This is a genomic window from Actinoplanes philippinensis, from assembly GCF_900113015.1.
Lineage (GTDB): Bacteria > Actinomycetota > Actinomycetes > Mycobacteriales > Micromonosporaceae > Actinoplanes > Actinoplanes philippinensis.
In genome coordinates this window covers 448,719-472,722 of sequence record NZ_FONV01000007.1, presented here as the reverse complement: position 1 = coordinate 472,722, position 24,004 = coordinate 448,719, and the positions used below count along the sequence as shown (strand labels likewise).

The following is a 24,004-nucleotide window of genomic DNA, read 5'->3' as shown; positions in this document are numbered from 1 at the left end:
TTCGGTGATCCATGTTCCGCGTTCCGCGGCCCGTACTCCGTGCCCGGATCCCCGCGCCCCGATCCCCGCGCTCCGTGTTCCGCGCTCGTGCTCCGTGCTTCGTGTTTCGCGTTCCGCGCTCGTGCTTGGTGCTCCGCGCCCGGGCTCCGCGTTCCGCGCTCGTGCTCCGCGTCCGTGCTCCGCGTCCGTGCTCCGCGTCCGTGCTCCGCGTCCGTGCTCCGCGTCCGTGCTCCGCGTCCGTGCTCCGCGTCCGTGCTCCGCGCTATGTGCCCGCGCCATGCTCCGCGTTCCCTGCCCGCGCCATGGTCCGCGTTCCGTGGCCGCGCCATGGTCCGCGTTCCGTGGCCGCGCCATGGTCCGCGTTCCGTGGCCGCGCCATGCTCCGCGTTCCGCGCTCCGAACTCCGGGGCCCTGGCCGTGTGTTTCGTCTGGTTGGACGTGCGGGGGAACGTGGTTCGCGGCTGTGGTTCGGGAGCGCGGACGTCCGCGAACGGCACTGGGCCCCGCCGGAGAGTGGCGGGGCCCAGTGCCGTTCGCGGAGTCTGTCAGCGGCGTCTTCTGATCACTGCGGCGATCGCTGCCGCCACCGCGAGTGCGGCGGCGACGAAGGCGTAGCGGTTCCGGTTCGTGGCAGGGCTGTGTGGCATGTCGGTGCTGGTTGCGTCGGGGCGGCCGCGGAGCGTACCGATGGCTTCGGAAGCTCGGCTCGGCAGTGTGCTGATCGCGGTGCCGGCCCGTCCGGCGGCCTCGGCCGCCGCCTCGACCAAGTGGACCTTCGTCTCGGCGGACCGTTGTTCCTCATGGGCCGGGGATCCAGGCCGCGGGCCGCCCGCCGTCGTTGAACCGGCATGTGCCGAATCGGCGCTCTCCGAGCCTTTGCCGCGGATGGCGCCGGTCGCCGTTTCCGCTTTGGCCGCGATCGAGCCGGCCGCCTCCGCCACCTTGCTCTTCGCGCCGGACGCTGCGTCGGTCATCTTGCTCTTCGTCCCGGACGCTGCGTCGGCCACCTTGCTCCTGGTCCCGGACGTGGCTTCGGTCAGCTGGGCCTTCTTCTCCGCCGCCGTCTCGGCGAGGTGTGCCTTCTTCTCGGTGGCGGCCTCGACCAACTGGTTCTTCTTCTCGGTCGCGGCTTCGGTCAGTTGGTTCTTCTTCTCCGTTGCCGCTTCGATCAGCTGCTCCTTCTTATCGACGGCGGCCTCCTTGACCCGGCTCGGGACATCGATCTTGGCCACCAGCGCGGCCGCGGTCTCACCCATCTCGGCGCGGGTCTGCTCAATCTCGGCCCGCAGCGCCTCCGCCTTGTCCTCGGCGTCGCCTTGCCCGTTGCGCGCTCGTTCGGCTGCGGCATGCACCTCGTCGGCCGAGCTGGCAGCGGTTCCTTCGGTGGCGTTGACGGGCGTTCCCGCACCCGCTGCGGCTTGAACGTCTCCCGCCGAGCCCTTTGCCGCTGTACCCGCCCTCGGTTCCGTGGTGCCGCCGCGCGTTGCGGCAGCGTGCTCGTGTTGAGCCGGGTGTGGCGTGCTACTTGCGCCGGTCATCTGTGCGGTGGTGCTGCCGGGTGTTTCGGCAGCGTGGGTGTGGTGGGCTGTGCTGCCTGTCGTCGCTGTGCCCGTTTTCTGTGCGGTGGTGCGGCCCGGTGTTTCGGCAGCGTGGGTGTGGTCGGTGGAGCCCGGCGCGGTTGGCGTTGCCGCTGTGCCGGTCCTCTGTCCGGTGGTGCTGCTGGGCTTCCCGGCAGTGGCCGGCGGCGTTGCCGCGCGAATGCGGTCGGTCGGACCCGGCGGAATGCGTGTCCCGGCACCGGAAGAGGTCCCGGAAGAGGCTCCCGGAGAAGTCGCGGAAGTGGCGCCGGAACCAGCCCCGGAAGAGGTGCCGGAAGAGGTCCCGGAAGAGGCTCCCGGAGAAGTCGCGGAAGTGGCGCCGGAACCAGCCCCGGAAGAGGTGCCGGAAGAAGTCGCGGACGCGGCGCCGGAACCAGCTCGGGAAGAGGTCGCGGAAGCGGCGCCCGAAACAGCCCCGGGAACTGCGCCGGAAGAGGTCCCGGAAATGGCTCCGGGAGAAGTCCCGGAAGCGGCGCCGGAACCAGCCCCGGAAGAAGTCCTGGGAGCGGCGCCTGAGGAAATCCCAGAAGCGGCGCCGGTCCCGCCGGCGGATGTCGAGGCAGACCGACCCGCGGCAGGGCCCGACTGCGTGGTCGAGTGACCGTGGCCGGGCCGACTCGGACCGGTGTGGGTCCCGGGCCCGCCGGTCGTGGCCGTCTCTCCGGAGGAACCCGTTCCGGTAGAACCCCCCTGGTGCGCGGCTTCGGCTGCGAACCCCGTGTTGTTGTCGGGCCGGATGTCGCCCCATTCTCCCGTCGTCGCCTGAGCTCCCACCTCGGTCGGTGAGATGCCGGCACCGCCTTCGGCACCACTCATTTCGGGCCGGACCCCGGATCCGCTCGGATGTGCGGGAGCGGAACGGCTGCCGGTCTCCCGGTGATCGGCCGCAGCGTCCGGCCCGGTTCCAGTGCCGCCGGAGGCCGTCGCCGGCCGCGGCGGCTTGCCGGGTGGTGGGTTGCCGGGCGGTGGGTTGCCGAAAGGTGACAGCGGCGCGGGAACCGGTGCCCGGCCCGTTGCCCGTCCCGCGGCCTCCGATGCGGCGGCGTTTCCCGAGGTGGGCGAGGGTTTCGGTGCCGAACCGGCGCTCATCGTCGTAGGTTTCGGCACGTCCGGGTTCCCGGAGCCCGCCGACGTGGCGGGCGTTGCCCCGGGCGGGTTGCCGGAAGCCGCGGTCCCGGCTGTCCCTGGGCCGCTCGGCATCCCCGAAGCGCCGGATGTGGGTGTTCCCCGAGAATCCGACGCGCCCGCGGCCACGGTCTTGGGAGTTGGCCCCGGCGCCCCCGAACCGCCCGCCGGCGTGCTCGACGACCTCGTGGTCACGGTGCTGCGTGAACCAGGGCCGGGCGTCACCGTACTGTGCTGCCCGGTTCCTGGCCGGTCACCGCCCCCGGACGCGGCCGGCTGCGGCGGCTTCACGGCATGGCCGCCGCCGGTGGACGGCATGTCGGCGGTGTGACCGGACGAGGACGGCGGGCCGGGCTTAGGCTGTGCCGTTCCGGCCGGCGGCGTCTGCGGCCCCGGTGCGGCGGACCTCGGCTGTGCCGCGCCGGTGTGCGGTGCCGCGCCGGTGTGCGGTGCCGACGTGGGCGAGGGCGACTGCCCCGTACCGGATGAGGTCGGGGTTTGGCCCTCGGCCGGGGCGCGGCTCGACGCGGGTGGGCCCGGTTTCGGGCGGTTGCGGCCCGGCGACGGTCGGCGGGCCTCGGAGCGGCTGCGGTTCGGGACGCTCATGAGCGTGCCCCACGACGGGCGGCGGCCATGAACTCGTTCACGTCACGGCGACCGCTGGCGATCGCGGCTTCCGGGGTCGGCGGCACCGCCTGCTGTACCTCCCGTTTCCCGGCGAGCGCGGCGATCCCCGCGCCGGCGAAGAGCACCACCGCCACGATGAGGGCGGCCGCCCATACCGGCATGACCAGCGACAATGCCGCACCGGCGGTGACGAGCAGCGCGCCGACGCCGTACAGGGCGATCACCCCGGCGCCCCCGAGCAGGCCCGCGCCCTTGCCGGCTTTCTTGCCCTTCTCGGTCATCTCGATGCGAGCCAGCGCCAGTTCGTCACGGACCAGAGTGGTCACCTGCTCGCTGAGCCGGCTCACCAGTTCCGCGGTCGAATGATCGGCTCGTGCGTCTGTGTGGGTCATCATCCCTCCGTCCTGCACGGTTGTCTCTGGAGACGTACCCACCCCAATCCTGACTAATCGCCCGCCGCCGGTGCCGTCGAATCCGGTAAGTGCAGGTCCGGAGGCAGCGAATGCCCGTTATGCGGCTTGGTGCAAGTAGGGGTCCGCTTGATGTGTGCGCGCGACGGGTATAACGGTGCGCATGCCTGATGCGCCCGTGCTGCTCGCCGGACGGTACCGGCTGGGCGCGAGCCTGGGCCGCGGTGGAATGGGCCAGGTGTTCCTGGCCCGTGACGAGACGCTCGAGCGGGACGTCGCGATCAAGGAGATCGACCAGCAGCTCGGCACGGACGGCGGGGCGTCGGCGCGGCGCACACTCCGAGAGGCCCGGGCGGCGGCGCGGATCAATCACCCCAACGTCATTCAGGTGTACGACGTATTGCAGCTCGACGACCGCACCTGGATCGTCATGGAGTACGTGCCGAGCCGATCGCTCCGTGAGGAGATCGCCGAACAGGGACGGCTCGACCCGTATCGTGTCGCCCGGATCGGCCTGGAACTGCTCGGGGCGTTGCGCACCGCGCACCGTCTCGGCGTCGAGCACCGCGACGTGAAACCGGCGAACGTGCTGCTCGCCGACGACGGCCGAGTGCTGCTCACCGACTTCGGCATCGCGGCCGTCGACGACGACGGAGTGATCAGCCGCTCCGACATCCTGGTCGGATCCCCGCAGTTCATGGCGCCGGAGCGGGCGCAGGGAGCGCCGAGCGGCCTGGAGGCCGACCTGTGGTCGCTGGGCGCCACGCTGTACGCCGCGATCGAGGGCCGCTCGCCCTACCAGCGCGGCTCGACGATGGCGACACTCGCCGCCCTCGCCACCGAGGAACCGGACCCGCCGACCCACGCGGGCGTGCTGCGGCCGCTGCTCGACGGCCTGCTCCAGAAGGATCCCGCCGCCCGGATCAGTGCCGAGGACGCCGAGAACGTGGCCCAGGCCATCCTCGCCGACCTGACCGCCTCCGGCGAAGCTCCGCCGGGCCAGCAAGCAAGACCCTCGGGCCTGGCCGGGTTCGCCGCAAGCCTCCCGTCGGTGTTCCGGATCCCGCGTCCTCGGTCCTCCGGCGAACCCTCGGCCGGCTCCGGCAGCCGCTCCAAAGGCGCCACGGGTACGCCCTCGTCGGCCCCCGACGTCGCCTCCGGTCGTGCTCAGGTCCCGCGCCCGAAGCCGCGGGCCGCGAGCGCTCAAGCGGCGAGGGCGGAGGCCGCGAGGGCGGAGGCTGCGAAGGCGGTGGCCGCGAGGGCGGAGGCCGCGGAGGCGGAGGCTGCGAGGGCGGTGGCCGCGAGGGCGGAGGCCGCGGAGGCGGAGGCTGCGAAGGCGGTGGCCGCGAGGGCGGAGGCCGCGGAGGCGGAGGCTGCGAAGGCGGTGGCCGCGAGGGCGGAGGCCGCGGAGGCGGTGGCCGCGAGTGCGGTGGCCGCGAGTGCGGTGGCCGCGAGGGCGGAGGCCGCGAGGGCGGAAGCGGCCAGGGCGGAAGCGGCCAGGGCGGAAGCGGCCAGGGCGGAAGCGGCCAGGGCGGAAGCGGCCAGGGCGAAGGCCGCGCAGGTGGGGACGGCGAAGGCGGAAGCAGCGAAAGCGGCTGCTGAAAGGGCTGAGGCGGCCAAGGCGGATGCTGCGAGGGCTGACCTCGTGACGGCAGACGCGGCAAAGGCGGAGACTGCCGGGGCGACAGCAGCGCGGGCGGACGCCGCCGAGGCTGAGGCGACCACGTCGGAATCCGTCGACGCTGACGACGCGAAGGCGCCGGTCGCGAAGTCGGACGCGGCGAAGGCTGGGGCGGCGAGTGGTGCGAGGGCTGAGGTAGCGAAGCCGGAAGAGATCGCGGCGACGGCGGCGCAGGCGAACGTTGCGAAGGCTGAGACCGCAGAGCCCGAATCGGTTGAGGCTGACGCCGCGGACGCCGGGGCTGCGCGGGCGGGAGAAGCGGCGGCTGAGGCGGCGGGCGTCGAGGCCGGTGTTGCGAAGGCGGAGGCTGTCGGGGCTGATGCCGTGAAGGCGGAGGTCGCGAAGGCGGAGGCCGTCGGGGCTGATGCCGTGAAGGCGGAGGTCGCGAAGGCGGAGGCCGTCGGGGCTGAGGCCGCGAAGGCGGGGGTCGCGCGCGGGAGCTCGGCGAGGGCTGAGGCGGCGAGTGTCGAGGGTGTCGAGGCCGCGGCAGCCCGGGCGAACGTCGCGGGGACCGAGGCTGCGAAGCCGGAGTCCGTTGAGGCTGACGCTGCGAAGACGCGCGCGGCGGAGACAGTAGAGCCGGGCGCTGCGAAGGCCGAGGGGACAACGGCAGGGGACGCCGAGGCCGACGCCGCGAGTGCCGCGGTCGCGAAGGCGGAGGCTGTCGCTACTGACGCGGCGGAGGCTGAGTGGTCAGGAACCGCCACGGCAGATGGCACGGAGGCGGAGTCCGCAGACGCGGATGACGTGAGAGCTCAGCCGGCGGCCGTGGACACCGCGGAGTCGGAGGATGCGAAGGCGGACACGGCCACGGCCGTGGGTTCGGATGGCGGCGCGGTGGGGGCGGCTGTCGGCGGACCCGGCGGTGACTCGTCCGATCGCGGCGCGGTGGGGGCGGCTGTCGGCGGACCTGGCGGTGACTCGTCCGATCGCGTCGTGCTGGGGGCGGCTGTCGGCGGATCTGGCGGTGACTCGTCCGATTCGCGAATCGTGGCTGGGGACGGCGGCGAGGCCGAGGGATCGGAGACGGCCGGTGGCGGCAAGGACTCGCTCGAGGCGGAGGCGGGCCTAGGAACCGCGCCGGATGCGTCGCCGCGCGGAGAGTCGGAGGTCGCGTTGGCTGCTTCGGGCGCCGGACCGGTCGCTGACAAGTCCGAGGCCGGGCCGGGAAGGGCCGCGAGCCTGGAGCCGGGGCAGCGCGCGCCGGATGGATCGGATGGCTCGCCGGTGGTGGAGCCGCCACTGGCGGACACCCGCGTGGGGCCGGCGATTGGGCGGGGGCGAGTCGAACCGCGTGTGACCGGAATCGATCACCGCAGGCGTCGGCTGATCGTGGTGGTGGCGGCGGTGCTCGCGGTGGTTCTCGCGGCCGGAGGTGTGTGGGCGCTGACCGGGCGTTCGGACACTCCGGAGGCCCAGCCGGCACCGTCGGCCGCGGCACCGGGCGCCGGTGCGACCGTGTCGGCCTCGCCCGGCCCGTCGGCGTCGGCGGGGGGCGATGCGGCGCAAGCTCCGCCGCCGGCCAGTCCGAGTCCGGCCGAGAGCGGAAGCGGCGACGGCGACGGGGACGGGGACGGCGGTCAGGGCGCCCGGCCGCAGCTTCCGGCCGGGTGGGTCGAGTACACGGACCGGACCGGGTTCTCGCTGTACGTCCCGGCGGGCTGGAAACGGTCCAAGGAAGGGACGATGGTGTACTTCCGGGGAGACGGGAAGATCCTCGGCATCGACCAGACCGACCAGCCGAAGTCGAACCCGGTGAAGGACTGGCGCACCCAGGCCGACAATCGTGTCGCGGGTGGTGACTTCCCGGACTACCGGGAGGTGCACATCGAGGCGGTGGACTACTTCATCAAGGCCGCCGACTGGGAGTTCACCTTCATGCGCGACGGTGTGCGCCGGCACGTCAACAACCGCGGCACGGTGGTGGCGGACGACAAGGCCTACGGCATCTACTGGCAGACCCCGGACTCCGAGTGGAACGACTCCCGCGACGATCTCCAGCTGGTCTTCGACAGCTTCGTCCCGGCGAAGAGCTGACCACCCGCGCCGACGGCCGGGGGGCGGGGCCAGGGGTGCAGGGTCGGTCGTGGGCCGCCGGAGTCAGGACCGGTGGATGCCGAGCAGGCGGTTTCCGCTGATCGACGCCGGGAAGGGATCGTCGATGATCAGGGTCTCGTCGCCTTCGGCCACCGCATAGGTCGTGTAGCCGTCAGGCCCCAGGCGGAAGAGATGCAGGGTGACCGACTCGTATGTGGTCATCTCCGGCTCGACGAGTAGGTACCACCCGATCTTCGCGGCGGCGTAAAGCTCCTTCTTCAGCACGCGGTCCGTCGTGGTGTTGCTCGGCGAGGCGATCTCGCAAGCGAGCAGGACATCGGAAGCGTCCACCATCGTCACCACTCGTGGACCGCGGGCAATGATGAGATCGGGTCTCGTCACCGTTCCGGCCGCCAGCCGGACGTTCATGTCGGCGAGGATCCAGAGGCGGGCAGCGTCGGCCCCGGGCAGGAGGCCGGCGGCCAGCCGAACGCTGATCTGCTGATGCGGTGCGTTCGGTCGTGGCGTCACCCAGAGGCTCCCGTCGAACAACTCGATCCGATGGTTCGTCTCACCGAGCGCGAGGAACTCCTCCTCGGTCCAGGGGCCCATGTGGTCGCCGAGGGAGGACGGACTATCGCATGCGCTCATACCGGCATGGTCGCACGCCTACCTGGCATGAAGCAAGTCGTGATGCGTCAACGGGGGACGGGCTGGGTGGCGGCCCGCGCGGCCGTGGCCAGGCGCTCGGCCACCTCCGCGTGGCCGGTGGCGACCAGCCCGACGGTCACCCGCAGGTGGGGCTCGGCGGCCGCCCCGACCGTGAAGGCGGTCCCCGCCGCCGCCCCGATGCCGGCGCTGGCCAGGCTGAGCAGGGCGGCCTGTTCGTCGGCGACCGGCAGCCAGAGATTGAGGCCCTCGCCGGGCGGCAGCGTGATCCCCGCCGCCGCGAGACCGGAAGTGATCATCCGGCGGCGGCGGGCGTACTCGTCGCGGGCGGCGGCGACCGCGGCGATCGAGGACGGGTCGGTGAGGAGGGTGAGCAGCAGGTGCTGCAGGAGGCGGCTGGTCCAGCCCTGGCCGAGCAGCCGCCGCTCCAGGATCGGGTCGAGGACCGTGGCGGGGCCGCTGATCGCGGCGAGCCGCAGGTCGGGGCCGTGCGACTTGGAGAAACTGCGCACGTGGACGGTCTGCCGGGGGAGGTGTGCGCCGACCGACAGCGGCGGCCCGGAGGAGAGGTCGCCGGCCGAGTCGTCCTCCACCACGTACACCTGCGGCGTTTGACCGAGCACCGCGGCGAGGGCGGCGGACCGCGACGGTGACCACGACGCGCCGGTGGGGTTGAGGGCGCGCGGCTGGAGGAAGACGGCGGCGGGCCGGCGGGTGAGGGCGGCGGCGAGCCGGTCGGGGATCATGCCGTGGGCGTCGGTGGCCACCCCGGCGACCCGTACACCGAGCGTTTCGAGCAGGTCGAGCAGGGGCGGGAAGCACGGGTTCTCGACGAGCGCGAGGTCACCGAGGCGCAGCAGGGCGGTGGCGACGTGGTCGACCGCGTCCATCGCTCCGTCGAAGATCGCCAGGCGTTCGGCGGGGTACGGCCACCGCCCTCGCAGCAGCGCCCCCAGCTCGGGCAGCACCGGCTCGTCGAGGTAGCTGCTCGGGGCGGGGGAGAGGCCGTGCAGCCCGGGCAGCGGCGGCAGCAGCGCGGGGTCGGGCACCCCGGTGGAGAGGTCCAGCGCGAAACCGGACGTCCGCCGCAGGGCTGCCCGATAACGACCGGGGCCGCCGGCGCCGGGGGTGGCGACCACGGTGCCCCGCCGCCCGTCGGTGCGGATGGTCCCGGCCCGCCGCAGGAGCTGCCACGCGGCGTTGACGGTGCTGGGGGAGAGCTGCAGCTCGGTGGCGACCGAGCGCACCGGCGGGAGCTTGAGGCCGCCCGCGAGGGCGCCGTCGCCGACCGCGCGGCTGACCGCTTCGGCCAGTCCGCGAGCGCTGGCAACCGACAGCCGGTCCGTGACGGCCTGGTAAAACATTATGTGACAGTACAATCGAGTCATTGTTCGGTCTAGGGGCGTCACATAATCTCGACGCATGAATCACATCGCGCACTGGATCGGCGGCGCCGAGACCGCCGGCACCTCGGGCCGTGTCGGCCCGGTCTTCAACCCCGCCACCGGCGAGCAGATCGCCTCGGTCGATCTGGCGAGCGCCGCGGAGCTCGACGCGGCCGTGAAGAACGCGAAGGCGGCGGCCCGGGGCTGGCGGGAGGCGTCGCTCTCGAAGCGTTCCGCGGTCCTGTTCAAGTTCCGTGAGCTGCTCGCCTCGCGCACCGGGGAGATCGCCGCGATCGTCACCCGCGAGCACGGCAAGGTCCTCGCCGACGCGGCCGGCGAGGTGGCCCGCGGCCTGGAGAACGTGGAGTTCGCCACCGGCATCCCGCACCTGATGAAGGGCAGCTTCTCCGAGCAGGCCGCCACCGGCGTCGACGTCTACTCGATCCGTCAGCCGCTCGGGGTGGTCGCCGGCATCACGCCGTTCAACTTCCCGGCGATGGTGCCGCTGTGGATGTGCGCGACGGCGATCGCCTCGGGCAACGCGTTCGTGCTCAAGCCCAGCGAGAAGGATCCGTCGGCCGCGCTCTGGCTGGCGACGCTGTGGAAGGAGGCGGGCCTGCCGGACGGCGTCTTCACCGTCGTCAACGGCGACAAGGAGGCGGTCGACGCGATCCTGACGCATCCGGACATCGCGGCGGTCAGCTTCGTCGGCTCGACCCCGATCGCCAAGTACATCTACGAGACCGGCACCGCGCACGGCAAGCGCGTGCAGGCGCTCGGCGGCGCGAAGAACCACATGATCGTGCTGCCCGACGCCGAGCTCGACGCGGCGGCCGACGCGGCGATCAGCGCGGGTTACGGCGCGGCCGGCGAGCGCTGCATGGCGATCTCCGTGGTGGTGGCGGTGGGCGAGATCGCCGACCCGCTGGTCGAGGCGATCGCCGCCCGGCTCCCCAAGATCAAGATCGGCGACGGCACCGACCCCGCCTCCGAGATGGGCCCGCTGATCAGCGCCCAGCACCGGGACAAGGTGGCCGGCTACATCGAGGCCGGGGTCACCCAGGGCGCCACGGTGGTCGCCGACGGCCGGACCGGCGACCTGCCGACGGAGGGCTTCTTCCTGGGCGCCACGCTGCTCGACAACGTCACCCCGGAAATGATCGTCTACACCGACGAGATCTTCGGCCCGGTGCTGAGCGTGGTCCGCGTCGACACGTACGCCGAGGCCCTGGAGCTGATCAACAACAACGAGTACGGCAACGGCACCGCCATCTTCACCCGGGACGGCGGCGCGGCCCGGCAGTTCCAGTTCGACGTCAACGCGGGCATGGTGGGCGTCAACGTGCCGATCCCGGTGCCGGTGGCCTACTACTCGTTCGGTGGCTGGAAGGCGTCGCTGTTCGGCGACACCCACATGTACGGCCCGGACGGCATCCACTTCTTCACCCGCAGCAAGGTCGTCACGTCCCGCTGGCCCGACCCGGGAACCTCGTCGATCGACCTCGGCTTCCCGCAGACTCGTTGAGGATGATCCCGTGAGCACTGAATCGCAGGTGCGCGCCGACGACCGCGCGCACGTCTTCCACTCCTGGTCCGCGCAGGGCCTGATCGACCCGCTGCCCATCGAGAGGGCGCTGGGCAGCCATTTCTGGGACTACAGCGGTAAGAAGTATCTGGACTTCTCGTCCCAGCTCGTCAACATCAACATCGGGCACCAGCACCCGCGCCTGATCGCCGCCATCCAGGAGCAGGCCGGCAAACTGGCCACCATCCAGCCGGCCTTCGCCAACGACAAGCGCGGCGAGGCGGCCCGGATGATCGCCGAGCTCGCCCCGCCGAACCTGAACAAGGTGTTCTTCACCAACGGCGGCGCCGAGGCCAACGAGAACGCGATCCGGATGGCCCGGCTGCACACCGGCCGGCACAAGGTGCTGTCGACCTACCGCAGTTACCACGGCTCGACGGCCACCGCGATCACCGCGACCGGGGACCCGCGCCGCTGGCCGAACGAGCCGGTCGCCGTCGGTGTCGTGCACTTCTGGGGGCCGTACCCCTATCGGTCGCCGTTCTTCTCGAAGGACGAGCACGAGGAGGGGCAGCGGGCTCTGCGGCACCTGCGCGACACGATCGTCTTCGAGGGCCCGGCCACGATCGCCGCGATCCTGCTGGAGACCGTGGTCGGCACCAACGGCATCCTGGTGCCGCCGCCCGGCTATCTGGCCGGGGTGCGGGAGATCTGCGACGAGTTCGGCATCGTCTTCATCGCCGACGAGGTGATGGCGGGCTTCGGTCGGTGCGGCGAGTGGTTCGCGGTCGACCGCTGGGGTGTCGCCCCCGACCTGATCACCTTCGCCAAGGGCGTCAACTCCGGCTACCTGCCGCTGGGTGGCGTGGTGATCTCCGACGCGATCGCCGAGACGTTCCGCGAGCGTCCGTTCCCGGGCGGCCTCACCTACTCCGGGCATCCGCTGGCCTGCGCCTCGGCGGTGGCGAGCATGCAGATCTTCAAGGAGGAGGGGATCGTCGAGCACGCCCGCGCGCTCGGGGACGACATCATCGCGCCCTTTTTGAAAGAGATGTCGGAAAAGCACCCGAGCGTCGGCGACATTCGCGGCCTCGGCGTGTTCTGGGCCGTCGAGTTGGTCACCGATCGGGAGTCCAAAGCGCCTTTGGTACCGTTCAACGCCGCCGGTGCCGCGGCCGCGCCGATGAACGCGGTCGCCGCGGCCTGCAAGGAACGGGGCCTGTGGCCGTTCGTTCACTTCAACCGGCTGCACGTGGTTCCGCCGTGCACGATCACGGCCGGGGATCTGCGCGAGGGCCTCGCGATCATCGACGAGGCGCTGACCGTCGCCGACGGCTATTACGCCGCCTAAAACGCCGGATTACGTAGCTGGAACGGGGTCGGATCTTCTGATTCCGTTTCGGTTTTGGAAATTACTTCGGATTCCCTTGCTAGCTCACTCGTCTGTGTGACAAGGTCCCTCCAGTCCGGGTGAGATCGCCCTAGACGGAAGGCCAAAATCCCTGTGAGCACTCCTGTTCCCGTGCTGCGCAATTTCGTCGCCGGGGCCTTCACCGGCACCGAGGACGGCGTCACGTCCCCGGTGATCGACCCCAGCACCGGGGAGACGTATGCGCAGGCGCCGGTCTCCTCGGCGCGGGACGTCGAGAGGGCGGTGGCGGCCGCCGCACAGGGCTTCGAGGTCTGGCGGGACAGCACCCCGGCCGAGCGGCAGCGGGCGCTGCTGCGCATCGCCGACGCGATCGAGGCGCGGGCCGACGAGATCATCGCGGCCGAGGTCCGCAACACCGGCAAGCCGGTCGAGGCGACCCGCGCCGAGGAGATGGGACCGATCCTCGACGAGCTGCGGTTCTTCGCCGGCGCGGCGCGGATCCTGGAGGGCAAGGCCGCGGGGGAGTATCTGCGGGACCACACCTCTTTCGTACGCCGTGAGCCGATCGGCGTCTGCGCACAGATCACCCCGTGGAACTATCCGATGGTGATGGGTGTGTGGAAGTTCGCCCCCGCCATCGCGGCCGGCAACTCGGTAGTCCTCAAGCCGTCCGACACGACCCCGGTGAGCACGCTGCTGCTCGCCGAGATCGCGAGCGAGTTCCTGCCGCCCGGCGTGCTGAACGTGGTCTGTGGCGACCGGGACACCGGCCGGGCCCTGGTCACCGATCCGATTCCGCAGTTCGTGTCGATCACCGGCTCCACCCGGGCCGGCATGGAGGTCGCCGCGGCCGCCGCCCCCGACCTCAAGCGCGTGCACCTGGAGCTGGGCGGCAAGGCCCCGGTCGTGGTCTTCGACGACGTCGACGTCGCCGCTGTCGCCGCCGCGGTCGCCGGCGCCGGATACTTCAACGCCGGCCAGGACTGCACCGCCGCCACCCGCGTGCTGGTGCACGAGCGGATCGCCGCCGACTTCACCGCGGCGCTCGCCGAGGCCGCCCAGGGCACCAAGGTCGGGCCGCCGAGCGACGCCGACGCCTTCTTCGGCCCGGTCAACAACGCCGTCCAGCTGGACCGGGTCACCGGCTTCCTGAACCGGACCCCGGACCACGCCGAGGTCGTCACCGGCGGCCACCGCGTCGGCGACCGTGGCTACTTCTTCGCGCCGACCGTGGTGGCGGGGCTGCGGCAGCGCGACGAGATGATCCAGGACGAGATCTTCGGACCGGTCGTCACGGTGCAGAGCTTCACCGACGAGGACCAGGCCGTCCGGTGGGCCAACGACGTGCGGTTCGGGCTGAGCGCCAGCGTCTGGACACAGAACCACGGCCGGGCCATGCGGATGTCCCGTCGTCTCGACTTCGGCGCCGTCTGGATCAACACGCACCTACCCTTCGTGTCCGAGATGCCGCACGGCGGATACGGTCACTCCGGTTACGGCAAGGATCTCTCGATGTACGGGTTCGAGGAATACACCCGTATCAAGCATGTGATGAGCTTCAATGACACCCCCGCTCAGAGGTGATGGATGACCACTTCTCCCTCCACGCCGGCGATCGAGTTCGCCGGCGTGCGCAAGGACTACCTGTCGCACGGTGAGGCGGTGCCCGCCGTCAAGAGCCTGGACCTGGCGATCGGACAGGGGGAGTTCTTCTCACTGCTCGGCCCGTCCGGCTGCGGCAAGACCACCACGATGCGGATGATCGCGGGCTTCGAGGAGCCCACCGCCGGCAAGGTCTTCCTGGACGGCCGGGACGTGACCGGGGTCGCGCCGAACAAGCGCGACGTCAACATGGTCTTCCAGTCGTACGCGCTGTTCCCGCATCTCACGGTGCAGCAGAACGTCGCGTTCGGCCTCGAACGCAAGAAGGTCGCGAAGAACGACATCAAGCGCCGCGTCGGCGAGATGCTCGAGATCGTCTCGCTGACCGGCATGGAGCGGCGGCAGCCCAAGGAGATGTCCGGCGGCCAGCAGCAGCGGGTCGCGCTGGCCCGGGCGCTGGTCAACCACCCGCGGGCGCTGCTGCTCGACGAGCCGCTCGGCGCCCTCGACCTCAAGCTGCGCCAGCAGATGCAGATCGAGCTCAAGCGCATCCAGCGCGAGGTCGGCATCACCTTCGTCTACGTCACCCACGACCAGGGCGAGGCGCTCACCATGAGCGACCGGATCGCGGTGATGAACAGCGGCCTCATCGAGCAGCTCGGCTCGCCGCGCGACATCTACGAGCGCCCGTCCACCCGCTTCGTGGCCGGCTTCATCGGCACCTCCAACATCATCGACGGCCGGGTCACCTGGTCCGATCAGGGCTACGCGGTCCTCGAGAAGGGCCCCGGCGAGCGCGTCGTGGTGCCCGTGCCGGCCGGCGTCGCCGTCGGCCGTGACATCGAGGTCTCCGTCCGTCCGGAGAAGATCGACCTGCACCGGACGATTCCGAGCAATGTCAATGGGAGCCTTCTCTCCGGCACCGTCACCGAGGTCGTCTATCACGGGACCTCGACGAATTACACAGTGGCGACCACCGCTGGAACGGACTTCGTGGTGTTCGATCAGAATGCTCACGATGCAGAGGACGTCGCGTCTCGTGGCGAGCGCGTCTTCCTCACCTGGGCCCCGCAGCACTCGTACCCGATCGGAGTCTGATGTTCCCCACCGATAAGCCGAGCCCCTCCCTCCTGCGAGGCATGACGCAGTCGCGGCTCGGTCGCCGTGACGCGCTGCGCCTCGGCGGGTTGTCGGCGATGGGCGCCTTCCTCGCCGCGTGTGGCGTGGAGGGCAAGGGCAAGCCGCAGGCCAGTATTGCCCCCGACGCCGTCGCGAAGTTCTGGAGCGGCAAGACCCAGTCCGGCAAGCTCAACTTCGCCAACTGGCCGCTCTACATGGACCCGAAGAAGCCGGAGCTCAAGAAGTTCACCACGAAGACCGGCATCCAGGTCAAGTACGACGAGGTCATCCAGGAGATGGGCCCCTGGTTCGCCAAGGTCCAGCCGCAGCTGTCGGCCGGGCAGTCGATCGGGTACGACCTGATGGTCATCACCAACTCGATCCAGTTCGGCCAGTTCCGCGACTCCGGCTTCCTCGCTCCGCTGGACCACTCGAAGCTGCCCAACTACGCCGCCAACGCGGCCAAGTCGTACGCCGCCTCCTCGTACGACCCGGGCAACGTCTTCAGCATCCCGTACGCGTCCGGCATCACCGGCATCGCCTACGACCCGTCCAAGATCAAGGAACCGGTCACCAGCCTCGCCGACCTGTGGAACCCGAAGTACAAGGGCAAGGTCGGCATGTTCAAGGACCTCCAGGAGCTGGGCAACTTCGGCCTGCTCGCGGCCGGCCTCGACCCGTCCAAGTCGGACGAGACCTCGTGGAAGCAGGCGGCCGCCAAGCTCAAGGAGCAGAAGGACGGCGGCCTGGTCCGCAACTACTACGACCAGAGCTACGTGGACGCGCTCGGCAAGGGCGAGGTCTGGATCACCCAGGCCTGGTCCGGTGACATCTTCCAGAAGAACGTCTCGGACGGCACGAACTTCAAGTTCGTCATCCCGTCCGAGGGCGGCACCATCTGGACCGACAACATGGCCATCCCGGTCACCGCCGAGAACCCGGTGGACGCGATCACGCTGATGGACTTCCTCTACGACCTGGAGAACGCCACCACGCTCGCCGAGTACATCAACTACGTGTGCCCAGTCCCCGGCGCGCAGGCCCAGATGAAGAAGCACGCGGCCGCCGCGTCCGGCGAGGACAAGGACTTCCTGCTCTCGGTCGCCGACAGCCCGCTCGTCTTCCCGGGTGACGCCGAGTACAAGCGGCTGCACTACTACGTCAACTTCAACACCGCCGAGGAGAAGAACGACTTCGAGCGGGTGTTCCAACCGATCGTGCTGGGGTAATCGTATGGACCGGGTGAAACGTACACTCGCGCCCTATCTGCTCGTCCTGCCCGGCGGGCTGTGGCTCCTGCTGTTCTTCGCGGTGCCGATGGTCACCATGCTGTCGCTGTCGCTGCAGGAGGGCGACATCGTCAACGGCTTCGTGTTCACCGGCCACTGGCAGAACTACACGGAGTCGCTGGCGGACTATCAGACACAGCTGATCCGCTCGCTGGTGTACGGCGCCATCACGTCGATCGTCCTGATCGTGCTGGCGTTCCCGGTCGCCTACTGGATCGCCTTCTACGGGGGTAAGAAGAAGGCGACCTACCTGTTCCTGATCATGCTGCCGTTCTTCGTGTCGTTCGTGCTGCGCACCATCTCGTGGCGGATGCTGCTCACCGACGACGGCGTGCTGCTGCATCCGCTGAAGTCGGCCGGAGTGCTCCCCGACGACTTCCAGGTGCTCGGCTCGTCCAGCGCGGTCGTCTTCGGGCTGGTGTACAGCTTCCTGCCGTTCATGGTGCTGCCGATCTACGTGGCACTGGAGCGCATCGACCCGCGGGTGGTCGAGGCGGCGCGGGATCTGTACGCCTCCCCGATGACCTCGTTCCGCAAGGTGATCTTCCCGCTGGCGCTGCCGGGTGTCTTCGCCGGCGTGCTGATGACCTTCGTGCCGGCCAGCTCCGACTACGTCAACTCGGAGCTGCTCGGCAGTTCGGAGACCACCATGATCGGCCAGGTCATCCAGGCCAAGTTCCTGTCCAACTCCGACTACCCGTCCGCCTCGGCGCTGTCCTTCACGCTGATGGCGGTTCTGTTGATCGGTGTCTTCGCGTACGCCCGTGCGCTGGGCACCGAGGACGTGATGAAGGTGGCGGCGCGATGAACGGTCGTGGCGGACGCCTGCTGCACGTCTACACCTGGGTGCTGATCGCCTGGCTGATCCTGCCGATCTCGGTGATGATCCTCTTCGGGTTCAACAATCCGAGCGGCCGGTACAACCAGACCTGGCAGGGCTTCACGCTCAAGTGGTACAGGGACGTGTTCGCCCTGGAGGCGCTCACCGACGCGCTGATCACCTCGCTGCTGGTGGCGGTGCTGACCGCGCTGATCGCCGGCGCGCTCGGCACCGGCATCGGCTACGCGCTGGGCCGCTGGCAGTTCCGCGGGGCGGGCGCTCTCAACCTGCTGATGTTCGCCGCGATCTCCTCGCCCGAACTGGTGATGGGCTCGTCGCTGCTGAGCCTGTTCGTGTCGATGGGGGCCTCGCTCGGGACGGTGACCATCACGATCGCCCACGTGATGTTCTCGGTCTCGTTCGTCGCGATCGTGGTCCGGGCCCGGGTGGTCACCCTGGACCGGTCCCTCGAGGAGGCGGCGGCCGACCTCGGCGCGACCGGGTGGACCACCTTCTGGAAGGTGATCTTCCCGATCATCCTGCCGGCCGTCATGTCCGGCGTGATGCTCGCGTTCGCGCTCTCCATCGACGACTTCGTGATCACCAACTTCACCGCGGGAACCACCGAGACGTTCCCGCTGTGGATCTGGGGCGCGACCCGTGTCGGCCTGCCCCCGCAGGTCAACGTGATGGGGACGATGATCTTCGCGGCCGGCGTGCTGTTCGCGGTCGTCTCCAACGTCCGGTCGCGGTCGAAGCGTAAGGCCGCCGTGGCGGCCTGAGAGACCCGGTGTGTGCGGTCCGGCGCGGTCAGCGCCGGGCCGCGTTCCATTCCCGGCGTCGCCGCTGCTGACGCCACAGTGATCGTACGAACAACGCCGCCACCAGCAGCGCCATCACCGCCCCGGCCAGCCAGGTGAGCAGGGACGTCACCTTGAACGGCACGGCCGGCCGGTCGGCGGAGACGCCACCCAGCCAGATCTGCCCGCCGTCCTCGACCGTGCCGCCCAGCGAGTTCGCGACCGTCGACGGCAGCCCGCCCAGCGCGGCGGCCCCCACGTCGCTGCGCGGCGATCGGGAGAAGTCCACCCCGCCGTAGATGTAGGTCCGCGTCTCGACCACGTTGCCCGTGGTGGTCCGGTGGGTCACGTTGAACTCGCCGTCGGTGTACGACTTCACGTACCTGTCGAACACCTCCCGGGGCGTCCACCCGGTCCGCGACGGCCAGCGGCTCACGTCGCCGCTGTTCACCACACCGGCGAAGGCCGTGTTGTGGTTCGTGCTGCGCTGCCGGTACCACTCGGCGGCGACCCGGCTCAGGTAGACGCGGCGCAGCTCGGCGTACTCCGGCGCGGTGTTCACCGCCTCCTGGACCTTGACCAGGATCTGGCTGCGGAACACCTCGGCGTTGTGCTTCTCGGTCGCCTCGTCACCCGGCTTGCAGCCGGCCGCGGCCCCTTCGGCGGCGTCCCCGCTGTCGAAGTACTCGGTCTCCGACTTGACGATCAGCGGCGCGTCCACGATGTAGAGCCCGCCGTCCTGCTCGTGCACGGTCGCCGTGTCCGGCACGATCCACTGCCGGAACGACAGGCACGTCTGCTCGTCGTCGGTGTTACGCAGCGCGTCCCAGAACCGCCGGCCGCCCGCGCTGTCCGGGTGGATCAGCTTCGCCACGGTCTTCTTCATCTGCAGGTCGGCCTCCAGCAGCACCCGCCCCGCATCGGTGGTGCCGAGGCGTTCCTCGATGATCCGGTCCGGCTCGTTCGGGTTGAGGTTGACCCAGAAGTGCTCGGGCCGCAGCGCCATCCACACGAAGAACGCGTCCGACGCCTGCTGTGCCGCCGCCAGCCCACCCCACGACAGCTGCCCGTCCGCCGTCGGCTTCGCCGAGAACGAGTACTTGAGCCCGGCGTCCCCGTCCACCGGATCGGCGATGTACCGGAGTTCCAGCGTGCTGAAGTCGATCCCCCCGGTCTCGTCCGGCATGTCGTCCGGGTCGTCCCACTCGCCGGCGAACTCGGCCCTGGCCTTCCTCAGCTGTTCGGCCTCGGCCCTGGTGGCGGGTGAGGTGGCGATCGCTGTGACGGCGGTTCCGGTCGACGGCGCCTGGTCCGGGGTGGTGAACACCTGACCGCTGCCGCCGTCCTCGGGCCCGGTGGGTTCGGTGGCGGCGGCCGCATTGCCCGGGGGGTCGCTTCCCGGCAGCACCGGGGTGCCGGTGGCGCGGAGCAGAACCACGACGATGTTCGCTTCGGTAAGGGTCTCGAGGTCTTCCTCCGACGGCATGTCGGCGACCACCTGGATCTGCAGGATCTCCTGTCCGGCGGGCCGGGTGTCCGCCTTCTTGATCGCTTTGTCCTTGTCGACCTGCTCCTGCACGAACTTCTCTTCGCCGGACTTGCCCTCGATGCTGATCGGGCGGCCCTTCTTGCGGAAGACGTCGTACACGCGCTTCTTGTCGAAACCGGGAGCCGTGACCTTCTCCTGGCAGACCCAGCCCTTGTCGCCGCCCAGCCGGAAGGCCTTGATGATCTCCTGGTCGAAGGCGTTGCCCTGGTTCGGCTTGCCCTGGTTCCCGACGTACATGTCCCGGTACTGTTCCCAGGTCAGCGAGCCGTCCGTCTCCTGGTGCCGCTTCCAGTACGCGTAGAGGCGATTCGTGCGCAGTTCTTTCGGGTTGACCGCGCCCAGCCCTTTCTTCAACTTGTAGTCCTCGACCTCGGTGATGGCGTCGAGCACTTCCGGAGCAGGTTCGGGAAGATCGGCCAGATCCATGGCGGGAGCGAAGAAGAAGTAGTCGAACCGTTTGTCCGGGAAGGGGTCGACCACCGCGCCGGGCTTGAGGCTGTCCAGGTCGAACGGCTCTTCATCGAAGATCGGGCACTTCGCTCCGGCCAGGGCCGGGGTCGTGGTGACCGGCGTGGTCAGCAGCAGCAGGACAGCGGCCAGGATCGCCGCCGGTGCCGAGCGTCGCCATCCGCGCATGAGCCACCTCGCCGTCAGCGGGAACCGGCTGCCAGGATAGTGCTCGCACGCAACACATGCGAATGCCTGGATGTCACCGGCAGTAGCGCTCCAGGGCGCGCCGGAAGTCGCCGGGCTCGGTCCGCTCCAGTGCGGCGAGCCGGACGACCGGGACGACGGTTCCGGTTCTCGGCGGCGCTTTGCGCACGTATCGGTTGCCGCGGAAGATGTTGCCGCGGACCGGCGGCCCGGCCATGAAGGTCCACGCGCCGCCGCCGCGCCGGACCAGGGTCTCGCCGAGATACCACTCGGCGACGGCGGCCGGCACCTCACCGGCTCGCGCGATCGCCTCCAGCGCATCCAGGGAATCCGCGGAGAAGTCCCAGTTCCCGACCCGGCCACGGGACCACTCGGCGAACGCCGCCGACTGGGCGTCGAGCCAGCCCGCCAGCTCGGGGGACGCCGGCTCCGGCGCCTTCTCCAGGCCCGGTGTCGCCTGCTTCGCCGGAGTCCAGCCGGGGTCCGTGCGCTGCCGCTCGGCCACCGCGGCGGCCACCCTCCGCGCCGTCGCCCGGAGCCCGGCGTGCGGCAGGGGCGCGAGCATCAGATCGGGCAGGCCGAGCGCATCGTCGAACCGTACCGCTGCGGGGTTGTCGTCGGTGACCACCCACCGCCCGCCGCCGATGCGCATCAACGTCTCACCGATGTAGGCGCGCGCGCCGTCGGCGAAGGTCTCGTCGCCGTCGCGCGCCGCGAGAAGCGGCTCCAGCGCGTCGAGCGAGGCGGGGGAGAAGTCGAGCCGGACGTCCTCCGGAAGGTCCTGGTAGTCCTCGAGGTTGCCGAGACGGGGATGAACCGCCTGCACCCAGTCCGAGTCGTCCTCCAGCGGCACGATCCTCACCATCGCGCCATTGTAAAACGTGCGGAAATAGTGGCCATCTGTCTTGTGCGCGACGGAATCCGTGGGCAGTATCGGATCAACATCCTGAACTAGTGGGAGAGATACCCGTGACAGACCGATCGCCCGCTGACGTGGACACACTGTCCGACACCGCCCGTGACCACCTCTGGATGCACTTCACCCGCCTGTCGGCCTACCAGAGCGCCCCGGTTCCGGTGATCACGCGCGGCGACGGCTGCTATGTCTGGGACTCCACCGGCCGCCGCTACCTGGACGGACTGTCCGCCCTGTTCGTGGTGCAGACCGGGCACGGCCGGCAGGAGCTGGCCGACGCCGCCGCCAAGCAGGCGTCCGAGCTGGCCTACTTCCCGATCTGGTCGTACGCCCACCCGAAGGCGATCGAGCTGGCCGCCCGCCTCGCCGACCTGGCCCCCGGCGACCTGAACCGGGTCTTCTTCACCACCGGCGGCTCGGAGGCCGTCGAGTCGGCGTGGAAACTGGCCCGCTCCTACTTCAAGCGGGTCGGCAAGCCGCTGAAGACCAAGGTGATCTCCCGGGCCGTCGCCTACCACGGCTCGTCGATGGGCGCCCTGTCGATCACCGGCATCCCGCCGTTCAAACAGGACTTCGAACCGCTCGTCCCGTCGACGATGCGGGTGCCGAACACCAACTACTACCGGCGCCCCGACGAGAGCATGACACCCGAGCAGTTCGGGATCTGGGCCGCCGACCGGATCGCCGAGCAGATCGAGTTCGAGGGCCCGGACACGGTCGCCGCCGTCTACCTGGAGCCGGTGCAGAACGCGGGCGGCTGCTTCCCGCCGCCGCCCGGCTACTTCCAGCGGGTCCGGGAGATCTGCGACCGCTACGACGTGCTGCTCGTGTCCGACGAGGTGATCTGCGCGTTCGGCCGTCTCGGTGAGTGGTTCGGCGCCGACCGGTACGGCTACCAGCCCGACATCATCACCGTCGCCAAGGGCCTGACCTCCGGTTACGTCCCGCTCGGCGCGATGATCGCGTCGGAGCGCCTTGCCGAGCCGTTCCTCACCGGCACCAACTGGTTCGCGCACGGCATCACCTACGGTGGCCACCCGGTCGGCTCCGCGGTGGCGCTGGCCAACCTGGACATCATGGAGCGCGAGGGCCTCAACCAGCACGTCCGCGAGAACAGCCCGGTCTTCCGCTCCTACCTGGAGAAGCTGCTCGACCTGCCGATCGTCGGCGACGTCCGCGGCGACGGCTACTTCTTCGGCATCGAGATGGTCAAGGACAAGTCCACCAAGGAGACCTTCAACGCCGACGAGTCCGAGCGCCTGCTCCGCGGTTTCCTCTCGCAGGCCCTCTTCGAGGCCGGCCTGTACTGCCGGGCCGACGACCGCGGCGACCCGGTGATCCAGCTGGCGCCGCCGCTGACCGCGACGGAGACCCAGTTCGCCGAGATCGAGCAGATCCTGCGCGCGGTCCTCACCGAGGCCCACAACCGCCTCTGAACCATGAGAGGTACGGCCACGAACAGCACCGTTCCCTACCCCGCGACGCGCGTCGCCGGTCCCGGCCGGCAGCGCGCCCGCCGGGCGTGTGCGGTGGTTGCGGGTAGGGCTCTCACCGGTGTCTCGGCTCGCCGGAGACACCGGTCAGCGCCACACCGGGTTCTCAGGCGCGGGCCGCATACACCCACGCGGTGTCGCCGGAGGACAACGGGGCCGTGACGCGGTGGTAGTCGTCGACCTCGTAGGCGTCGGCGAGCAGCAGCTCCGCCTCGGTCACCTCGAACACCGACCCCTCGACCGTCTCTCCGTCGTCGCCGGTGCGCACCAGGATCGGGTGGAAGGCCTCCCCGCTCACGGCGAGCACCTCCGGATCGGTGATCTCCAGCTGCTCGACCCGGAACCCGACGATCCGGTCGCCGCGCCCCGCCGGCTCGCGCCCGAAGACGCTCCTCTGCACGGCCGGATCACGCAGGGTCCCGTAGGAGAACAGCAGCGGCATGGCGGTGATCCTATCCGGACGCCCGGCTATCCTCGGGCATGATCCAGTTGCGCAACCACGCGGGCCCGGACAACCTGCGGACGGTGACCCCGGCCGACCCGGCCGAGGCCTACCGGGCCGCGGACCCCGCCGACTGCCCGCTGTTCTTCCGCGGCGACGACCCGCTGCTGCAGGTGTGGATCGTCGACGACACCCGCTGCCAGGTGGTGCGGCGCGAGGGCGGCCGGTGGTACGACCTGATCGACTCGGACGCCGCGGGTGATGTCGAGGTCCTGCTGGGCGGCTGGCCCTCGCTGGTTCCGGCCGCCTCGGTGGTGCACCGCGACCGGGGCCTGGAACTGCTGCGGACCACCGGCGACCTGGCCGGGTGCACGTGGCGTCCGGTCCCGGCGTGGGTGGTGGACCGCGGTTCGTCGCTGATGCGCGACGTGGTGGACGCCCATTGGGAGCAAGCCGTCGACCTGCACTGGGACATGATGTTCGACGACGAGCCCGGGGACGGCGTCTCGCCCGGGCTGCGCGGTCTGGCCTGGCTCTCCGGCATCCACAACAAGACGATGGCCGACGGCCTGCACGACGCCGTCGAGGCGCACACCCCGGAGCAGCTGGACGAGGCCGTCGCCTTCGCCACCCGGGTCGGCCTGCACGAGATCGCGGCGCTGATCACGTTCGCCCGGACCGCCGAGCCGTCCGACGAGCACAGCGAGCAGTACTGGCACCTGAGCGGCTGGCCGGAGCGGGACGCCGGCGCCGTCCTCGACGCGATCCGCCGCGACATCGCCGACGACCCGGCCCACTGGGGCCTGGCCTGACGATCAGCACCGGCCGCCTGGCCTGACGATCAGCACCGGCCGCGCGCACGGCGCTCCGGCGAGCCCGGCGAGCGAGGCC

At 70.4% G+C, this 24,004-nt stretch carries 19 protein-coding genes; 12 read left to right on the top strand and 7 right to left on the bottom strand.

Features of this window, described 5'->3' with window-relative positions; genetic code table 11:
* Positions 1-545 precede the first annotated feature (545 nt).
* Entirely contained in the window at positions 546-1,538 is a 993-nt protein-coding gene (locus BM290_RS48470; protein WP_093616501.1) for a DUF3618 domain-containing protein, read from the bottom strand.
* Between the two features lie 49 nt (positions 1,539-1,587).
* Here BM290_RS48470 and BM290_RS48465 point away from each other — a divergent pair, with 49 nt between their 5' ends.
* Together BM290_RS48465 and BM290_RS48460 are read left to right on the top strand one after the other, a co-directional pair.
* On the top strand, positions 1,588-2,199 hold the full coding sequence (locus BM290_RS48465) for a hypothetical protein (protein WP_177319813.1): 612 nt from the start codon (positions 1,588-1,590) through the stop codon (positions 2,197-2,199).
* 306 nt (positions 2,200-2,505) lie between these two features.
* Positions 2,506-3,054, top strand: a complete 549-nt coding sequence (locus tag BM290_RS48460; protein WP_177319812.1) for a hypothetical protein — start codon at positions 2,506-2,508, stop codon at positions 3,052-3,054.
* Positions 3,055-3,325: 271 nt separating this feature from the next.
* Here the strand turns inward: BM290_RS48460 and BM290_RS20785 are convergent, their stop codons facing one another.
* Positions 3,326-3,760: a phage holin family protein gene (locus BM290_RS20785; protein WP_373871063.1), complete on the bottom strand. Its 435-nt coding sequence runs from the start codon at positions 3,758-3,760 to the stop codon at positions 3,326-3,328.
* Between the two features lie 163 nt (positions 3,761-3,923).
* Between BM290_RS20785 and BM290_RS49895 the strand changes: the two genes are divergently transcribed.
* Positions 3,924-7,478: a serine/threonine-protein kinase gene (locus BM290_RS49895; RefSeq protein WP_244903942.1), complete on the top strand. Its 3,555-nt coding sequence runs from the start codon at positions 3,924-3,926 to the stop codon at positions 7,476-7,478.
* Between the two features lie 63 nt (positions 7,479-7,541).
* Here BM290_RS49895 and BM290_RS20775 read toward each other — a convergent pair whose 3' ends face one another.
* Positions 7,542-8,090, bottom strand: a complete 549-nt coding sequence (locus BM290_RS20775; RefSeq protein WP_280522846.1) for a Uma2 family endonuclease — start codon at positions 8,088-8,090, stop codon at positions 7,542-7,544.
* An 86-nt stretch (positions 8,091-8,176) separates the two neighbouring features.
* Positions 8,177-9,511 (bottom strand): aminotransferase class I/II-fold pyridoxal phosphate-dependent enzyme, encoded by a 1,335-nt coding sequence (locus BM290_RS20770; RefSeq protein ID WP_239143621.1) that lies wholly within the window; start codon positions 9,509-9,511, stop codon positions 8,177-8,179.
* 58 nt (positions 9,512-9,569) lie between these two features.
* Between BM290_RS20770 and BM290_RS20765 the strand changes: the two genes are divergently transcribed.
* The 7 genes from BM290_RS20765 (at position 9,570) to BM290_RS20735 (ending at position 18,041) form a co-directional block, all read left to right on the top strand.
* Positions 9,570-11,057: a CoA-acylating methylmalonate-semialdehyde dehydrogenase gene (locus tag BM290_RS20765; protein ID WP_093616494.1), complete on the top strand. Its 1,488-nt coding sequence runs from the start codon at positions 9,570-9,572 to the stop codon at positions 11,055-11,057.
* A gap of 10 nt (positions 11,058-11,067) precedes the next feature.
* The gene (locus tag BM290_RS20760) at positions 11,068-12,408 is read left to right on the top strand and encodes an aspartate aminotransferase family protein (RefSeq protein WP_093616492.1); all 1,341 of its coding nucleotides are present in this window, start codon (positions 11,068-11,070) and stop codon (positions 12,406-12,408) included.
* Positions 12,409-12,561: 153 nt separating this feature from the next.
* Positions 12,562-14,013, top strand: a complete 1,452-nt coding sequence (locus BM290_RS20755) for an aminobutyraldehyde dehydrogenase (RefSeq protein ID WP_203779430.1) — start codon at positions 12,562-12,564, stop codon at positions 14,011-14,013.
* Positions 14,014-14,016: 3 nt separating this feature from the next.
* Entirely contained in the window at positions 14,017-15,129 is a 1,113-nt protein-coding gene (locus tag BM290_RS20750; protein WP_093616490.1) for an ABC transporter ATP-binding protein, read from the top strand.
* Between the two features lie 41 nt (positions 15,130-15,170).
* Complete coding sequence (locus BM290_RS20745) at positions 15,171-16,379, top strand: polyamine ABC transporter substrate-binding protein (protein ID WP_239143620.1); 1,209 nt, start codon at positions 15,171-15,173, stop codon at positions 16,377-16,379.
* Between the two features lie 4 nt (positions 16,380-16,383).
* A complete protein-coding gene (locus tag BM290_RS20740) occupies positions 16,384-17,247 on the top strand; it encodes an ABC transporter permease (protein WP_093616486.1) in 864 nt (287 codons plus the stop codon).
* A complete protein-coding gene (locus tag BM290_RS20735) occupies positions 17,244-18,041 on the top strand; it encodes an ABC transporter permease (protein WP_093616484.1) in 798 nt (265 codons plus the stop codon). The genes BM290_RS20740 and BM290_RS20735 overlap by 4 nt, the downstream gene beginning before the upstream one ends.
* A 28-nt stretch (positions 18,042-18,069) precedes the next feature.
* Here BM290_RS20735 and BM290_RS20730 read toward each other — a convergent pair whose 3' ends face one another.
* Both BM290_RS20730 and BM290_RS20725 read right to left on the bottom strand, forming a co-directional pair.
* A complete protein-coding gene (locus tag BM290_RS20730; protein WP_093616482.1) occupies positions 18,070-20,244 on the bottom strand; it encodes a hypothetical protein in 2,175 nt (724 codons plus the stop codon).
* Between the two features lie 73 nt (positions 20,245-20,317).
* Positions 20,318-21,127 carry a hypothetical protein gene (locus tag BM290_RS20725; protein WP_093616480.1) on the bottom strand — a complete coding sequence of 270 codons (810 nt, stop codon included), beginning with the start codon at positions 21,125-21,127 and terminating at the stop codon, positions 20,318-20,320.
* Between the two features lie 104 nt (positions 21,128-21,231).
* Here BM290_RS20725 and BM290_RS20720 point away from each other — a divergent pair, with 104 nt between their 5' ends.
* On the top strand, positions 21,232-22,614 hold the full coding sequence (locus BM290_RS20720) for an aspartate aminotransferase family protein (protein WP_093616478.1): 1,383 nt from the start codon (positions 21,232-21,234) through the stop codon (positions 22,612-22,614).
* A gap of 163 nt (positions 22,615-22,777) precedes the next feature.
* On the opposite strand, the gene BM290_RS20715 is transcribed toward BM290_RS20720, so the two are convergent.
* A complete protein-coding gene (locus BM290_RS20715) occupies positions 22,778-23,113 on the bottom strand; it encodes a gamma-glutamylcyclotransferase family protein (RefSeq protein ID WP_093616476.1) in 336 nt (111 codons plus the stop codon).
* A gap of 38 nt (positions 23,114-23,151) precedes the next feature.
* On the opposite strand from BM290_RS20715, the gene BM290_RS20710 reads away from it, so the two are divergent.
* A complete protein-coding gene (locus tag BM290_RS20710; protein ID WP_093616474.1) occupies positions 23,152-23,925 on the top strand; it encodes a hypothetical protein in 774 nt (257 codons plus the stop codon).
* Positions 23,926-24,004 lie beyond the last annotated feature (79 nt).